At 73.9% G+C, this 15,360-nt stretch carries 14 protein-coding genes; 11 read left to right on the top strand and 3 right to left on the bottom strand.

Going from position 1 to position 15,360, the window contains the following annotated elements:
- Nucleotides 1-135: 135 nt before the first annotated feature.
- Nucleotides 136-2,619, bottom strand: coding sequence for a DNA gyrase/topoisomerase IV subunit A (locus tag ACIPWA_RS10345; protein WP_056650188.1), 2,484 nt, complete (start codon nt 2,617-2,619; stop codon nt 136-138).
- A gap of 229 nt (nt 2,620-2,848) precedes the next feature.
- Between ACIPWA_RS10345 and ACIPWA_RS10340 the strand changes: the two genes are divergently transcribed.
- The 4 genes from ACIPWA_RS10340 (at nt 2,849) to ACIPWA_RS10325 (ending at nt 8,325) form a co-directional block, all read left to right on the top strand.
- Nucleotides 2,849-5,719: a bifunctional acetate--CoA ligase family protein/GNAT family N-acetyltransferase gene (locus tag ACIPWA_RS10340; protein ID WP_400289963.1), complete on the top strand. Its 2,871-nt coding sequence runs from the start codon at nt 2,849-2,851 to the stop codon at nt 5,717-5,719.
- Nucleotides 5,720-5,806: 87 nt separating this feature from the next.
- Nucleotides 5,807-6,409 (top strand): DUF5998 family protein, encoded by a 603-nt coding sequence (locus ACIPWA_RS10335; protein ID WP_056650182.1) that lies wholly within the window; start codon nt 5,807-5,809, stop codon nt 6,407-6,409.
- Nucleotides 6,406-7,578 carry an alkaline phosphatase family protein gene (locus tag ACIPWA_RS10330; protein ID WP_068707701.1) on the top strand — a complete coding sequence of 391 codons (1,173 nt, stop codon included), beginning with the start codon at nt 6,406-6,408 and terminating at the stop codon, nt 7,576-7,578. The genes ACIPWA_RS10335 and ACIPWA_RS10330 overlap by 4 nt, the downstream gene beginning before the upstream one ends.
- Nucleotides 7,579-7,662: 84 nt before the next feature.
- Nucleotides 7,663-8,325 carry a thymidine kinase gene (locus ACIPWA_RS10325; protein WP_068624820.1) on the top strand — a complete coding sequence of 221 codons (663 nt, stop codon included), beginning with the start codon at nt 7,663-7,665 and terminating at the stop codon, nt 8,323-8,325.
- A gap of 89 nt (nt 8,326-8,414) precedes the next feature.
- On the opposite strand, the gene sepH is transcribed toward ACIPWA_RS10325, so the two are convergent.
- Nucleotides 8,415-9,716, bottom strand: a complete 1,302-nt coding sequence (gene sepH, locus ACIPWA_RS10320) for a septation protein SepH (RefSeq protein WP_400289958.1) — start codon at nt 9,714-9,716, stop codon at nt 8,415-8,417.
- 134 nt (nt 9,717-9,850) lie between these two features.
- Between sepH and ACIPWA_RS10315 the strand changes: the two genes are divergently transcribed.
- From ACIPWA_RS10315 to ACIPWA_RS10305, 3 genes are all read left to right on the top strand, one after another.
- Nucleotides 9,851-10,501, top strand: coding sequence for a trimeric intracellular cation channel family protein (locus ACIPWA_RS10315; RefSeq protein ID WP_331709589.1), 651 nt, complete (start codon nt 9,851-9,853; stop codon nt 10,499-10,501).
- Nucleotides 10,502-10,504: 3 nt separating this feature from the next.
- Nucleotides 10,505-11,356 carry an inositol monophosphatase family protein gene (locus ACIPWA_RS10310; protein ID WP_255354304.1) on the top strand — a complete coding sequence of 284 codons (852 nt, stop codon included), beginning with the start codon at nt 10,505-10,507 and terminating at the stop codon, nt 11,354-11,356.
- A 234-nt stretch (nt 11,357-11,590) separates the two neighbouring features.
- Complete coding sequence (locus ACIPWA_RS10305) at nt 11,591-11,890, top strand: DUF4193 domain-containing protein (protein ID WP_056650168.1); 300 nt, start codon at nt 11,591-11,593, stop codon at nt 11,888-11,890.
- Between the two features lie 109 nt (nt 11,891-11,999).
- Here ACIPWA_RS10305 and ACIPWA_RS10300 read toward each other — a convergent pair whose 3' ends face one another.
- Nucleotides 12,000-12,479 (bottom strand): DUF3093 domain-containing protein, encoded by a 480-nt coding sequence (locus ACIPWA_RS10300; RefSeq protein ID WP_056763551.1) that lies wholly within the window; start codon nt 12,477-12,479, stop codon nt 12,000-12,002.
- An 83-nt stretch (nt 12,480-12,562) separates the two neighbouring features.
- Here ACIPWA_RS10300 and dut point away from each other — a divergent pair, with 83 nt between their 5' ends.
- The 4 genes from dut (at nt 12,563) to ACIPWA_RS10280 (ending at nt 15,278) form a co-directional block, all read left to right on the top strand.
- Nucleotides 12,563-13,066, top strand: coding sequence for a dUTP diphosphatase (gene dut / locus ACIPWA_RS10295; protein WP_231907674.1), 504 nt, complete (start codon nt 12,563-12,565; stop codon nt 13,064-13,066).
- Nucleotides 13,067-13,216: 150 nt separating this feature from the next.
- The gene (locus tag ACIPWA_RS10290; protein ID WP_056763554.1) at nt 13,217-13,969 is read left to right on the top strand and encodes a DUF3710 domain-containing protein; all 753 of its coding nucleotides are present in this window, start codon (nt 13,217-13,219) and stop codon (nt 13,967-13,969) included.
- Between the two features lie 6 nt (nt 13,970-13,975).
- Nucleotides 13,976-14,344: an OB-fold nucleic acid binding domain-containing protein gene (locus tag ACIPWA_RS10285; RefSeq protein WP_056763556.1), complete on the top strand. Its 369-nt coding sequence runs from the start codon at nt 13,976-13,978 to the stop codon at nt 14,342-14,344.
- A 34-nt stretch (nt 14,345-14,378) separates the two neighbouring features.
- Nucleotides 14,379-15,278 carry a DUF3159 domain-containing protein gene (locus tag ACIPWA_RS10280; protein ID WP_400289950.1) on the top strand — a complete coding sequence of 300 codons (900 nt, stop codon included), beginning with the start codon at nt 14,379-14,381 and terminating at the stop codon, nt 15,276-15,278.
- Nucleotides 15,279-15,360: the final 82 nt, after the last annotated feature.

Here is a 15,360-nt window from a genome sequence, read left to right as displayed (position 1 = left end):
CCACCACCAAAATCCCCCGGACCCCCCGTTGGGGGCGGGGCGGTGCCGGCGGCGTGAGCCGGCGGTGGGGCCGACCGGAGACACCGGGCCCCCCCTCGGCCGTCCGCCGCGTGGAGCGGCGGGGTCGTGCTGTGCTCAGCCGACGCCGATCGCGGTGATCGGCACGTCGAGCGGGGCGCCCGAGCCGTCGCGTCGCTGGTCGACGGGCGGGAGGTCGACCGGCTGCCCGGCCGAGCCGACGGCCCGACCGGGGCCACGGCCCACCCACGCGAAGATGAGCGAGTCCTCGCCCTTGAGGAAGCGCTGGGCCCGGACGCCGCCCGTCGCGCGTCCCTTGCCCGGGTACAGCTCGTAGGGCGTGACCTTCCCGGCGCCTGCCTGCGTGCCCGGCAGTGCGTCGGCCGACCCCGCGATGGTCACGACGGTCATGAGGTCGCGGCTGTCGGCCTCGACCACGCCGAAGAACGTGACGCGCTGGTCCGGGCCGAGCTTGATGCCCGCCATGCCGGCCGCGCTGCGCCCCTGGGGGCGTACCGCCGAGGCGTCGAAGTGCAGCAGGTTCGCGTCGGAGCTGACGAACACGAGCTCGTCCTGGTCGGTGACCGGGGCCGCGCCGACCACGCTGTCGCCCTCCTTGAGGGAGATGACCTCCCAGGCGTCGCGGTTGGTCGGCATGTCGCCCGCGAGGACGCGCTTGACCACGCCGCCTGCGGTGCCGAGCGCGAGGGTGGGCGCGTCGGGGTCGAGCGAGACGATGGTCAACGGTGCCTCGCCCGGCTCGAGGCTCACGATCTCGCTCAGCGGCACGCCGCCGGACAGGCTCGGGGCGCCGTCGGTCGGGGGCAGGGTCGGCAGGTCCAGCACCGAGAGACGCACGATCCGTCCGCGGCTCGTGACGAGCCCGACGTCGCTGCGCACGCTCGCGAGGACCGTGCCGCGCAGCGCGTCGTGCGAGTGGCGGCGCCCGCCCGTCCCGGGCTCGGTCGCGTCGCTCGTGCGGGCCAGGAGCCCGGTCGCGGACATGAGCGCCCAGCAGGGGGTGTCCTCGACCTCGAGCGGCACGGCCGAGACGGTCCCGAGCACGCCCTGGGCCGAGGTGGGTGATGCGCCTGCCGACTCGAGCAGGATGGTGCGGCGAGGCGTGCCGTAGGTCTTGGCGACCTCCTTCATCTCCGCGGAGACGACCGCGCGCAGCTTGGCGTCGTCGCCGAGGATCTCCTCGAGCTGGGCGATCTCGAGGCGCAGGGCCTCCTGCTCCTTCTCGAGCTCGAGGCGGGAGAACTTGGTCAGGCGGCGCAGGCGCAGCTCGAGGATGTACTCGGCCTGGGGCTCGGAGAGGTCGAAGACCTCGCGCAGGCGGGTGCGGGCTGTGTCCGCGTCGTCGCTCGTGCGGATGACCTGGATGACCTCGTCGATGTCGACTATCGCGAGCAGCAGGCCCTCGACCAGGTGCAGTCGTTCCTTGCGCTTGGCGAGGCGGTAGGAGCTGCGACGGCGCACGACGTCGATGCGGTGGTCGACCCACACCTGGAGCAGCTCACGCAGCCCCAGCGTGCGGGGCTGGCCCTCGACGAGAGCCACGTTGTTGATGCCGAACGAGTCCTCGAGCGGCGTGACCTTGTAGAGCTGCTCGAGCACGGCCTCCGGGTTGAAGCCCGTCTTGATCTCCACGACAAGGCGCAGACCGTGCGCGCGGTCGGTCAGGTCGGTCGCGTTGGTGATGCCCACGAGCTTCTTCGACTTCACGCCCTCGGCGATCTTCTCGATGACCTTCTCGGGGCCGACGAGGTAGGGCAGCTCGGTGAAGACGATGCCCTTGCGCTTGGCCGTGATGTTCTCGACGCGTGCCGTGGCCCGGGTGCGGAACGAGCCGCGACCCGTGCGGTAGGCGTCGCGGATGCCGTCGAGGCCGACGATCTTGCCGCCTCCGGGCAGGTCCGGGCCGGGGATGAAGCGCATGAGCGCCTCGAGGTCCGCGGTGGGGTGCTTGATGAGGTGCTGGGCAGCGGCGACGACCTCGACCAGGTTGTGGGGCGCCATGTTGGTCGCCATGCCGACCGCGATGCCCGCGGCTCCGTTGACCAGGAGGTTGGGGATGGCCGAGGGCAGGACCTCGGGCTGGGTCAGCTTGTTGTCGTAGTTCGGGATGAAGTCGACGACGTCCTCGTCGAGCCCGACGGTCATGGCCATGGCCGAGGTCGCGAGGCGGGCCTCGGTGTACCGGGGAGCGGCGGGGCCGTCGTCGAGCGACCCGAAGTTGCCGTGCCCGTCGACGAGGGGCAGGCGCAGCGAGAACGGTTGGGCCAGGCGGACCAGCGCGTCGTAGATCGCGGTGTCTCCGTGCGGGTGGAGCTTGCCCATGACCTCGCCGACGACTCGCGCCGACTTGACGTGGCCGCGGTCCGGGCGCAGGCCCATGTCGGACATCTGGAACAGGATGCGGCGCTGGACGGGCTTGAGCCCGTCGCGCGCGTCCGGCAGGGCGCGGGCGTAGATGACCGAGTACGCGTACTCGAGGAAGGACCCCTCCATCTCCGTCGTGACGTCGATGTCGATGATCTTCTCGTGGACCTCGCTCGGGTCGAGCGGGGCTTTCGAGGCGGACGGTCTGCGCGCCATGGGTCGTCGGGCTCCTGCGGGTCGGTGGATCGGGGACAGCGGTCGTCGCGTGGCGAAGGCTCGGGTGCGGCGGGCACGGCGGGCACGGCGGGCACGGTTGCGGCCTGGTGGTCCAGGACGCGCAGCACCAGCGAACGATACTGCGGGGCACCGACACCCGGGCCCCATTCTCCCGCGAACCGGGCGTGCCGCTGACCAGCGGTGCCACGACCCACGTAGCCTAGGGCGGGTGAGCGGACACGACGTCCCGGCGGAGCCCGACGCGGGGCCCCACGACGCCGGCCAGGGGGAGTACCCGGTCGAGTGGGAGGCGGACGTGGTGCTGCGCGACGGCAGCACGACGCACGTGCGCCCCATCCGCCCGTCCGACGCCCCGGCCCTCCAGCGCTTCCACATGGGGCAGTCCGAGCGCTCGACCTACCTGCGCTTCTTCGCGAACATCGAGCGGCTCTCGGACCGTGACCTCGCGCGCTTCACGGTCGTCGACCACGACGAGCGCGTGGCCCTGGTCGCGGTCAAGCGCGTGGGAGAGGACGCGCGCGAGGACATCATCGGCGTCGCGCGCTTCGACAAGGTGACGCCGCACGAGGCCGAGGTCGCCTTCAACATCGCCGATGCCGAGCAGGGGCGCGGACTGGGCTCGGTGCTGCTCGAGCACCTCGCGGTCGCGGCGAGGGAGCGCGGGGTGCGGCGGTTCAGCGCCGAGGTGCTGCCGCAGAACGGCAAGATGCTCGCGGTCTTCCAGGAGGCCGGGTACGCCACGAGCCAGCACGTCGACGACGGGATCGTCGCCGTCAGCGTCGACCTCGACCCGACCGAGCGCTCGCGGGCGGTCATGGCGGACCGCGAGCACCGCGCCGAGGCGCGGTCGATGCACGGCCTGCTCACGGCGCGTCGCGTCCTGCTCGTCGGGCCGGGTCCGACGGCGGAGCCCGGCACCGCGAGCCGTCTCATGGCAGAGCGCGTGCTCGCGAACGCGTCGACGGACCCGGGCGACGGCACGTTCGACGTCGTGGGGGTCGCTCCTCCGGCGGGCTTGGACGACCTCGCAGTAGAGCCCGCGGAGGGAGGAGCCGAGGGGAGGGCAGAGGGCGACACCGCGCCTGCTCCCTCGGCCGTCCGGTTCTTCGGGCGGATCGCGGACGTCCCCGGGCCCGTGGACCTCGCCCTGCTCGCGCTGCCCCCGCACGAGGCGATCGCGGCCACGGCCGAGCTCGAGCGCCTGGGCGTGCGCGCCGTCGTCGTGCTCTCGGCGGGGTACGCCGAGACCGGGCCCGAGGGCCTGGCCCTGCGGCGCGAGCTGCTGCGCACCGCGCACGCCGCCGGGATGCGCGTGGTCGGCCCCGCGACGTACGGGCTCTTCACGACCCACGTCGAGCACCGGCTCAACGCGAGCCTGGCCGAGGCGCTGCCGCCCGCCGGGAGCATCGGGATCTTCTGCCAGTCGGCGCCCACCGCGGTCACGCTCCTGGCGACCGCGCTGCGGCGCGGGATCGGGGTCTCGTCGTTCGTGTCGGCAGGGCACCGGGCCGACGTCTCGGGCAACGACCTCATGCAGTTCTGGCAGGACGACCCCGAGACCTCGGTCGTGTGCCTGTACCTCGAGTCGATCGGCAACCCGCGCAAGTTCTCCCGCATCGCGCGCAGGCTCGCGTCGGTCAAGCCCGTCGTGGTCGTGACCGCGGGGCGCTCGGGGCAGGTCGTGCCGCCCGGGCACGCGGTGCGCTCGACCCGTGCCCCTCGCCGCACGCTCGACGAGATGCTGCGCCAGTCGGGCGTGATCCACGCCGAGAACACCCACCACCTGGTCGACATCGCCCAGCTCCTGGCGTACCAGCCGCTGCCGGGCGGTCGGCGCATCGGGCTCCTCACGTCGTCGGCCGCGCTCACCGCGCTCGTCGCGGAGGCGGTGGGGTCGGCCGGGCTCGTGGTCTCGGACCGGTCGGGCTTCGTGGCCGAGGATGCCGACGACGCCGAGGTCGAGGCCGCGGTCGCGGCGATCTTCGCCCCCGACGCGTGCGACGTCGTCGTCGCGGTGCACGTACCCACGGTGCGACCGCGCGGGGAGGCGTTCTCGCGGGCCGTCGCGCGCGCGGCCGCAGCGAGCGGTCGCACCACGGTCGCGAGCGTCCTGGGCATGCACGGGCTCGCCGAGGAGCTCTCGGCCCCCGACCCGGCGAACCCCGACGGCCCGCCGGTGCACGTGCCCGCCTACTCGACGCCCGAGGACGCGGTCGCCGCGGTCGAGGCCGTGGTCGGGTACGCCCGCTGGCGCGAGGCCGACCACGGGACGGTCGAGCGGCCGACGGGCGTCGACTCCGACGGGGCGCGCGCCCTGGTCGAGGCGGCGCTCGTCGGGGACACCGTGGTGGACCTCGACGCCCAGGACGTCGCGCGCCTGCTCGCGGCCTACGGGATCGAGCTCTGGCCCTCGCGCCGCGTCCGCACGGCCGACGAGGCCGTCGCGGCGGCCCAGGACATCGGCTGGCCCGTGGCGCTCAAGAGCACCGCGGAGTCGCTGCGGCACCGCGCGGACCTGGGGGGAGTGCGCCTCGACATCGGCGACGAGGACGAGCTGCGCGACGACGTCGAGCAGATGCGCCAGACGCTCGCGGCCGTGCTGCCGGGAGCTTGCAGCACCGGGACCGGTGACGACGAGCAGGGGGACTCGGACGGCCCTGCACCCTTCGAGGTCCAGCGCATGGCCGACGCGGGCGTCGCGTGCGTCGTGCGCTCGACCGAGGACCAGCTCTTCGGCCCGGTCGTCTCGTTCGGTCTCGCGGGCGACGCGGTCGACCTCCTGGGCGACGTGAGCTACGGCGTGCCGCCGCTGACGGACGTCGACGTCGCGACCATGGTCCGCTCGATCCGCGCCGCGCCCCGCCTGTTCGGGTACATGGGCGCGCCCGTCGCGGACACCGCGGCCCTCGAGGACCTGCTGGCCCGCGTGTCGCTCATGGCCGACGAGCTGCCCGAGCTGCGCAGCGTCGAGATCTACCCGGTCGTGGTCGCCGAGCACGGCGCGGCGGTGCTGGGCGCCCGCGTCCAGGTCGCTGGTGCCCAGCGCGCCGACACCCTGCGCCGGGCCCTGCCGGGCTGAGGCGTCCACAGGCCCCCGCGGGGCCGAGGCGCCCACAGCCCGGGGGCGGACTGGCCCCGCCGCGTCGAGCGGTGGGAGAATGCGCGGGTGCCATCTGCTGAATCTGCCTCCCGGACCGACCTGACCTCCCAGCTGCGCCGTGCGGGCTACTACCCCGAGCTGGTCCAGGACGTCCTCGACGTCGCGATCGCCGGCGAGGAGCTCGTGTCCCACCTGGTGTACGTCGAGACGACGTTCGACACCGAGGTCCGTCGCCACCTGACCGTCCTGGTCCTGACCCCCACGCGCCTCATCACGGCCCACGTCGACGACCACCCCGCGGACAGCGAGAACCCCTCGGCCTCCGCAGCCGCGACCACCGAGTCCGTGCCGATCACCGAGCTGCGCTCGGTCTCGCTCACGCACGTCGTCCTCGACCCCGAGAAGCACCGCAGCGGCACGCCCCCCATCGAGGTCACGCTCGCGATCGGCTGGGGCGCCGTCTCGCGCGTCGACCTCGAGCCCGCCCAGTGCCCCGACCCGGGCTGCGAGGCCGACCACGGCCTGACGGGCCAGATCACTCCCGACGACATCGTGGTGCGCGTGAGCGCCGAGGCGGAGGGCCGCGACGCCGTCCGCAACGCGCTCGCGTTCGCGCGCGAGCTCTCGACGGCCACGGCCCGCCGCGACGCAGGCCGGGCGAGCCGGTGACGGTCCTGCCCGAGGTCCTGCCCGACGGCCTGCTCGCCCCCCGCTACGACGGGCTCGCGCTCAGCTCGGTCCTGCCCGCGGCCGCGGGCGCGCTCGGGGTCGACCTGACGACCGCCACGGGGACCCGCTCGACCCAGGCGCGCACCGACCTCGCGCTACCCGCCGCTGACCGTGTGTGCGTCGTCCTGGTCGACGGGCTCGGCCACGCCAACCTCACCGAGCGCGCGGGGCACGCCCCGTTCCTGCGCTCGCTCCTCGCGTCCTCGCGCGTGCTCACCTCGAGCTTCCCCAGCACGACCGCCGCGGCGATCGGGACCTTCGGCACGGGGACCTCGCCCGGGCGGACGGGCATGCTGGGGTACACCCAGCGCAACGCCGCCACGGGGCGTCTGGCCAACATGGTCTCGTGGGAGGGAGCGGCCCCGCCCCAGGAGCTCCAGCAGGAGCCGCCCGTCCTCGAGCAGGTCGCGGCCACAGGCCGCGAGGTCCTGTCGGTGGGCCCCGCGCGCTTCGCGGGCTCGGGCATGACCGTGGCCGCCCTGCGCGGCGCGCGCTACGTCGCGGCCGAGTCCATCGCGGACCGCGTCGACACGGTCGCCTGGGAGCTCACGGCCCCCGGCCTGGTGTACCTGTACTGGGGAGACGTCGACAAGGCGGGCCATCACCACGGCTGGCGCTCGCGGCAGTGGGGCGACGCGCTCTCCGACCTCGACCGCGAGCTCGGACGCCTGGCCCGGTCGCTGCCCCACGGCACGCTGCTGCTCGTCACGGCCGACCACGGGATGGTCGACGTCGACCGCTCGCAACGCTGGGACGTCGCCAGGACGCCCGCGCTCGGCCGCGGGGTCGCGCTCGTGGGCGGCGAGCCGCGCGCCGTGCACGTCTACACGCACGCGGACCAGGCAGCGGCCGTGGCCGGGCGCTGGTCCGAGGTCCTCGGGGACGCGGCCCTCGTCGCGCTGCGCGAGGACGCGGTCGCCGCGGGCTGGTTCGGACCCGTCGCGGAGCACGTGCTGCCCACGATCGGCGACGTCGTGGTCGCGATGCGGGGCCGCGCCACGGTCGTGGACTCGCGGACCCAGACGCCGGCCTCGATGCAGCTCGTCGGGGTCCACGGTTCCCTCACGCGCACCGAGATGCAGGTCCCGCTGCTCGTCACGACCACCTGAGCACGACGCCTCCGCCCGGGCGTCGCGAGCACCCGGTCACCTCCTCCTGGGGACCTGTTCCCCCGCACCGAAAGGTCCACGACCGTGGCTGAGCTCGTCTTCTTCTCCGGGACGATGGACTGCGGCAAGTCCACCCTCGCCCTCCAGCTCGACCACAACCACACCGCGCGGGGTCGTTGCGGACTGATCTTCTCGCGCAACGACCGTGCCGGGACCGACCGCCTGTCCTCGCGCCTGGGACTCGAGGTCGCCGCGCACGAGGTCCGCGACGACACCGACTTCTGGACCTTCGTGGTCGACGAGCGCATGCGCGGCACCACGGTCGACTACCTGATCTGCGACGAGGCCCAGTTCTACTCGACGACCCAGGTCGAGCAGCTGGCCCGCCTGGTCGACGAGGTCGAGATCGACGTCTACGCGTTCGGCATCACGGCCGACTTCCGCACGCACCTCTTCCCCGGCTCGGCGCGGCTCATCGAGCTCGCCGACCGCGTCGAGGTGCTCCAGGTGCAGTCGCTGTGCTGGTGCGGGGCGCGCGCGACGCACAACGCGCGCACGATCGACGGCTGGATGGTCGTCGAGGGGGCCCAGGTCGTGGTCGGCAACACGGGCGAGAGCGCGAGCGAGGTCGCGTACGAGGTCCTGTGCCGTCGGCACCACATGCGTCGCATGACCTCGGCGTCCGCGCGGCTGCGCTCGACGACCGCGGACGGGCTCGCGCTCGACCTGCCGGGGGCCGCGGGGTAGGAGCACGGCCCAGGTCCCTACGCGCCGCCGGGCGCCCCGGAGGGCACGTCCGGCGGAGAGCGCCGTCGACCCGTGCGGGGGAGAGCCGGTCAGTGCTCGGGCTTGGCGCCGAACACGATCTCGTCCCACGAGGGGACGCTGGCCCGCGTCTTGCGCGGGCGACGCGGTTCGCCCGTTCGCGGTGCGGGGCGTTCGCCGTGCTCACCGGTCGCGTCGGGTTCGTCGCGCTCGCTCCGCAGGGTCCCGACGACGTCGCGTCCCCCGTGCGAGGACGCGCCCGGACGCGAGGTGCTCGCCTCGGTGGCCCCGTCCTGGTCCGGGGGAGCGTCCGCCGCGCCACGGTCGTCGTCGTGCTCGTGGGACCCGCGGTGGCCCGTGCCCGCAGGGTGCCCCGTGCCCCGGTGCGACGACGACGCGTCGTGCTCTCCGTCGTCGGGCGCCGGACGCTGCTCCTTACGGCTCGCCTTGCTCAGCGAGAAGACCTTGGCCCCTGCGGGCTCCTCGTCCTCCGGTGCCTCGTCCCGGCGCCCCGAGCGCTCGCCGAGGTCGAACGTCTGCGGAGGCCCGAACCCCTCGAACGGGGCCGAGGGCTCGTCCCGGTGCTGGCGGACGCCGCGGCGCTGACTGAGGTCGTCGAGCATCGACGAGGTCGAGTCGGTCTCCTCGTGCAACGGGGAGGGCGCGTCGTCGCGCTCCGCCGGGTCCGTGGGCGACGCAGCGGACGGTGCCGACTGCGCTGTCGACGACGACGGTCCTGCTGACGCCTGCCCACCCCGGGCCGAGTGGTCGAACAGCGCGCCGCGGACCCCACGGACGGGCTCCTCGGCGACGTCGGTGCCCGACAACCAGCGAGCCTCGTCCTCGAGCGCGTGCAGCGTGCGGTTCTGGGGGTCGTACGACCAGCGGGCGCTGCGCGCACGGTCGCCGATGAGGAAGAGCGCGGTGACGGTCCACGGGCCCGCGTGCGAGCGCGCCGCGGACCACTCGACGTCGTCCTCGGCGACCCCGCGCGCCGTGAGCCGCTCGGAGACCACCTCGCCCAGCGTGGGGGAGTCCTCGTCGTGGCCCGCGCGGTTCTTGAGCACCTGACCCACGACGTACTCCTGCTCGGCGAGCACGGGGCCCTCGAACCGGTGGACCTGCTCGATCGGGATGCCGGCCTTCTCGGCCACCTCGCGGGCGCTGAGCCCCGCGCGCAGCTGCGCCTGGATCTCGCGCACGGGCAGCACGTCGGGGGACTGCGAGCGCAGCTGTTCGAGCTGGGCGCGGTCGCGGCGCATGGCGGCGCGGAGCGCGTCGTCGACGGGCAGGGTGAAGCGCGCACCGTCCGGTCCGGCGAGGACGAGATGCTCCCCGTCCTCGTGCACCCTCACCAGCTCAAGCTCACTCATGAATCCTCCAACGACGTCGCAGACCGGCTCGTCGCCGGTGGGCCTGCACTCCCGAGAGTGCCACCCCGGCGCGCCGGGACGGCGCAGGCGGCTCGGTGTGCCGCCCGGTGAGGTCTGCTGGGATGATTCTCCCCGTGATCGAGTTCCCCCTGGACGACGTCCTCGAGCTGGGCGCGGTGTTCTGCGCCGCGCTGTCCGGAGGGCTGGCCGCGATCCGCAAGTCCTTCGACATCTTCGGGGTCCTGGTGCTCGCCTGGGCGACCGGGCTGGGCGGCGGGATGCTGCGCGACGTGCTCATCGGCGCCATACCCCCCGTCGGGATCTCGAGCTGGAGGCTCGTGGTCGCGGCGCTCGCGGCCGGCGTCGTCATCTACTTCTTCCACCCACGCCTCGAACGCATGCGCCGCGGCATCATCGTGCTCGACGCCGGTGCGCTCGCGCTCTTCGTCGTGGTCGGGACGACCAAGGGCCTCGACTACGGCGTCGGGATGATGGCCGCGGTCATCGTGGGGACGCTCACGGGGATCGGGGGCGGGATCCTGCGCGACCTGCTGAGCAGCGAGGCGCCGCTCATCCTCCAGGACCGCCAGCTCTACGCGGTCCCCGCGATCGTCGGGGCCTCGATCACGGCCGTGCTGTGGCACGAGGGGTGGCTCACGCTCTGGAGCCAGCTCGCGACGATCGGCCTGGTGTTCGGCTTCCGGCTGGTCTCGCTCCGGCTCGGGTGGACCGTCCCGGGGCCGTGGTCAGGTCGTCGCGGGGGTGCGGGGTCGGGCAGGATGTGAGCCGTGACCTTCTTCATCGATGACCCCCGCCTGCCCGACGACGTCACGATCGCCGCACTGCGCGCGCTCGCCGAGAGCATGGCCAGGGAGGCCGGAGCGCTCGTGCGCGAGGGCCGCCCCGAGCACGTCGAGGTGGCCGCGACCAAGTCGAGCGCGGTCGACGTCGTGACGGCCATGGATGCCGAGTCCGAGGCCCTGCTGCGCCGGATCATCGCGCGGGAGCGGCCCGACGACGCCGTCCTCGGCGAGGAGGAGGGGGCCTCCGAGGGGACGTCGGGCCTCACCTGGGTCATCGACCCGATCGACGGCACCGTCAACTACCTCTACTCGGTGGCCTCGTACGCGATCTCGGTCGCGGTCGTCGTGGGCCCCCCGGACCCCGCGCAGTGGACCGTGCTCGCTGGGGCGGTGCACTCGATCGTCGACGGCCGGACCTGGACAGCGGGGCTCGGGGCGGGCGCGACGCTCGACGGCGAGCCCGTGCGCGTCAACCCGGCGGGACCGCTCGCGACCTCGTTGGTCGGCACCGGGTTCGCGTACGACGCCGAGCGGCGCCGTCACCAGGCCGAGGTCCTGACGACGGTCCTGCCGCAGGTCCGCGACATCCGCCGGCTCGGGTCGGCGGCGATCGACCTGTGCCTGGTCGCGACCGGGAGCCTCGACCTGTACTACGAGCGCGGGCTGAACCCGTGGGACCTCGCGGCCGGGGCCCTCGTGGCCCAGGAGGCCGGAGCGCTCGTGACCGGCCTGCGGGGACGTCCGGCCGGAGCGGACATGACGGTCGCCGGACCGCCGGCCGCGGTCGACGCGCTGGTCGCGATCCTCGAGTCGGCGGGAGCCGATTCGGGGGTCTGATCCTCGGGCCGCCGCAGGGGTGACGAGGAACACCCCGCGCTGAGGGTGCGCTCGCGCGGTATTTGGTGCAGAATCCGGGGGCCACCGGGAACAATTCCGGGTGGCGGAGCATTACACCGCGTACACCAGTCAGGACGTCTCGCGAAGCGTCCTACGGAGTGCCAGTTCGACGGCCTTCGCCGGACCGAACGACCCCCATGTTCGACCACGACGTTCCGGAGTGTGACCCCACAGATGGCAACTGACTACGACGCCCCCCGCAAGAGCGAAGAGGATCTCAGCGAGGACTCGATCCAAGAGCTGCAGGCTCGTCGCTCCGACAAGAGCTCGGGCGTTGTGGACGAGGACGAGACCGAAGCAGCCGAAGGGTTCGAGCTCCCGGGCGCGGACCTGTCCGGCGAAGAGTTCTCGGTCCGTGTGCTTCCTCGGCAGGCTGACGAGTTCACCTGTTCGAGCTGCTTCCTCGTGCACCACCGCAGCCAGCTCGCGTACGAGAAGAACGGGCAGCAGATCTGCTCGGAGTGCGCGGCCTGAGCGCCGAACCCTCTCACGACGAACGGCCGTCACCCCTCGGGGTGGCGGCCGTTCGCGCGTGCAGGGCCCCGGCGTGGGCGGCCCTCGGGCCGCCCCGGGGGCCGGCGGCTCAGGCCGACGCGGACCGCGCCGAGGCCGTGATCGCTGCGGCGAGCGCGGGGGCGTGGCGCGTGGAGACGAGCCAGTACGGCGTCGGGTCCGCCGGGTCGTCGACCTCGACACGGACGCCCGTGCGGGCCCAGGCCCGCAGGCACACGTACGCGCGCGCGTCGAGCCCCGGGCCGAGCTCGTGCGTCATCGCCTCGCGGTCCAGGACCGTGACGTCGCGCAGCAGCGAGGTGGGGATGACGGCCCGTCCGGCCCGCAGGTGGGGCGTGCCGTCGGTGCCGGGGGCCACCGAGACCACGGGCGACGTCCACCAGAGCAGGCCCACGAGGACCACCAGGGCGATGCCCGCGGTGACGTAGGACAGGACCTCGTCCACGGGCCACAGGGCGATGCCCAGGATGACGGCGAAGGCGAGAGCGGCGGACCAGCCGCCGGGTCCGGGCAGGAGGCGTTCGCGGTAGGCGGCGTCAGGCTGAGGCATGGGTTCATCATCCCAGGTCCGCGAGGTGCCCCGTGGCGATGTTCGCCGCCCCGCCCGTCGAGCACTAGGCTCTGCGGGTGCCCATCGAAGAACCTGCGCCCTCGCGCGTGCCCGTGCCCTCGTCCGCCCGCCCGGGCGACGTCGAGGTGCTCGTCCAGCTGCTCGACGACGTCGCGGCGGTCCCGTCGTACGCCCACCCGGGCGACGCCGGGGCAGACCTCGTGACGACCGTGGACGTGGTGATCGCGCCGCAGGGCCGGGCGACCGTGCCCACGGGGCTCGCGATCGCGCTCCCGGACGGGTATGCGGCGTTCGTGCACCCGCGCTCGGGCCTCGCGGCCCGGCACGGCCTGACGATCGTCAACGCGCCCGGGACGGTCGACGCGGGGTACCGCGGCGAGATCAAGGTGATCCTGCACAACACCGACGCGTCGGAGCCTGTCGTCCTGCACCGCGGCGACCGCATCGCGCAGCTCGTGATCCAGAAGGTCGAGCACGCGCGCTTCCTCCAGGCGCAGAGGCTGCCCGGGTCGCACCGGGGCGAGGGCGGGTTCGGCTCGAGCGGCGGGTGGGCCACCGGGCAGTGAGCCCGGGTGCCCGCCGTGTTCGCTCGTGGCCGAGGGCGGTCACGGGAGCGGCGCGGCGGTCTAGTGTGGTGGGGACGGGGATCGGTGCACGCCGTCCCGTACGAGTCGCTGTCGATGGTCGACGCGGCGAAGAGCTGAAGGAGAGCTTCCGTGGGTTTGTTCCGGCGTAGTGCGTCGCAGCAGTCGAGCGACGAGGCGGTCGTCGCCGAGGGCTCCGAGTCCGTGGAGGCTCCGGCGGGTGCGGACGAGAGCTCGGCACCCGTGGCTCCGGCCGCGGGCACCCGTGGCCCGTTCGACTCCTCCCAGGTCAGCGAGCTCGGTGCCCGTGCGGACCTCGGGGCGATCTGGCTCCCGGGCGTCCCGGGCATGGAGCTGCGCATGGAGGTCGACAAGAAGACCCAGAAGATCACGGGGGCCGCCGCGGCGGTCAACGGCTCGGCGCTGCAGGTCCAGGCGTTCGCCGCCCCCAAGACCATGGGCATCTGGGACGAGATCCGCGAGGAGATCGCCGAGTCCGTGACCCAGCAGGGCGGGACGGTCGACGACATCCCCGGTCCGTTCGGTCGCGAGCTGCTCGCGAAGCTCCCGGTCACGGGCCCGGACGGCCAGCGCGGCTTCCGTGCGGCCCGGTTCGTGGGCGTCGACGGCCCGCGCTGGTTCCTGCGAGGGGTCCTCACGGGCAAGGCCGCCGTGGACCCGGAGGCGGCTCGCCTGCTCGAGTCGGTCTTCGCCAACATCGTCGTGGTCCGCGACAACAACGCCCGGCCGCCGCGCGACCTGCTGGCCATGCACCTTCCCGGTCAGGCGCCGCGTCCCGCGGTCGCCGCCCCCGAGGGCGCGGCCCCGTCGCTCCCGGCCTTCGACCCGCTCACGCGCGGGCCCGAGATCACCGAGAGGCGCTGACCCGAGATGTCGCTGCGTCAGGCGCTGCACGCGGTGCTGGCCTCCCAGGAGGAGATCGCCGCGGACGAGGAACGTCACGAGGCGTCCCGGCAGACGGGGTGCTCGGCGGTCGCGGACCTCGCGAACCGCAAGCGGGCCCACGTCTCGGGGGTGCTGCGCTCGGTGATCCTGCGGCCCCGTGAGGGGGTGCCGACGGTCGAGGCCGAGCTGTACGACGGCTCGGGCTCGCTCGACCTGGTCTGGCTCGGTCGTCGGCGCATCGCCGGGATCGAGCCGGGACGTCGCGTCCGTGTCGAGGGCCTGGTCTGCGAGATCGCGGGCCGGCGCACCATGTTCAACCCCCGCTACGAGCTGCGCCCTCGCGCCGGCGAGTGAGCCCGTGACCCACCCCGCAGGCGAGAGAGACGACATGACGCACGAGCACCTTGCCGCCCCCGAGCCGCTCGCCCGGGAGGTGGAGGAGGTCGCCGACGCGATCGACGACGTCGTGCCCCCGGACGAGGGCGCCGCACGCGGTGTGCGCGCCCTGACGGGGGAGTCGTTCTCGCTCGCCGAGTCGATCGGCGGGGTACGCGGGCTCGTGGAGTCCATGGCTCCCGGGCTCGTGTTCGTGGTCGTGTTCATCGCGTCGGGCAACACGCTCCAGCCCGCGCTCATCGCGTCGGTCGCGGTGGCGCTCGTGGCCGTGGCGGCGCGGCTGGTCCAGCGCACGCCCATCACGCAGGCCTTCGGCGGGTTCCTGGGGGTCGCGATCGGCGTCCTGTGGGCCTGGAAGTCGGGCGAGGCCCAGAACTACTACGCCGCAGGACTGCTGACGAACGCGGCGTACCTGGTCGCGATGGCGGTCTCGGTGCTGGTGCGCTGGCCCGTGGTCGGGCTCGTCGTCGAGGCGCTGCGCAGCGGGTGGACGGACGGGGACAAGGTCAAGGCCGCGGTCGCGTCGAGCGACGAGCCCGACGCCGGAGCGACCTCCGCAGCACCCGTCGCGGCGGGCGAGGCGCAGGTCCCGCGCGAGGGCGACGAGCCCGCCCCGGGGGCCTTCACGGCGTGGGCCCGTCGCTGGCGCGGGGACGCGGATCTCATGCGTCGCTACGCGCTCGCGACGTGGCTCTGGGTCGGCATGTTCGCGCTGCGGCTTGCCGTGCAGGTCCCGCTGTTCATGGCGGGCGAGGACGCGGTCGCCTGGCTCGGCACGGCCCGGCTCGTCATGGGCATCCCGTTGTGGGCGCTGACGCTCTGGGTGACCTGGCTGCTGGTCCGTCGCCCGCGGGTCGCGGACGAGGGGTCGGCTGCCCCTGCGTCGGCCTGAGCCGAGCTGCTGCAGCGCCTCGCGAGCCGGTCCGCGCACCTGGCCCGAGTCGACCCACGCCCGGGCGGACCGGGGCGCGGGT

This window comes from Oerskovia enterophila, from assembly GCF_044748475.1.
In the GTDB taxonomy this organism is placed as follows: Bacteria; Actinomycetota; Actinomycetes; order Actinomycetales; family Cellulomonadaceae; genus Oerskovia; species Oerskovia enterophila.
The sequence above is the reverse complement of the archived record's forward strand: the minus strand, read 5'-3'. Positions and strand labels throughout refer to the sequence as shown.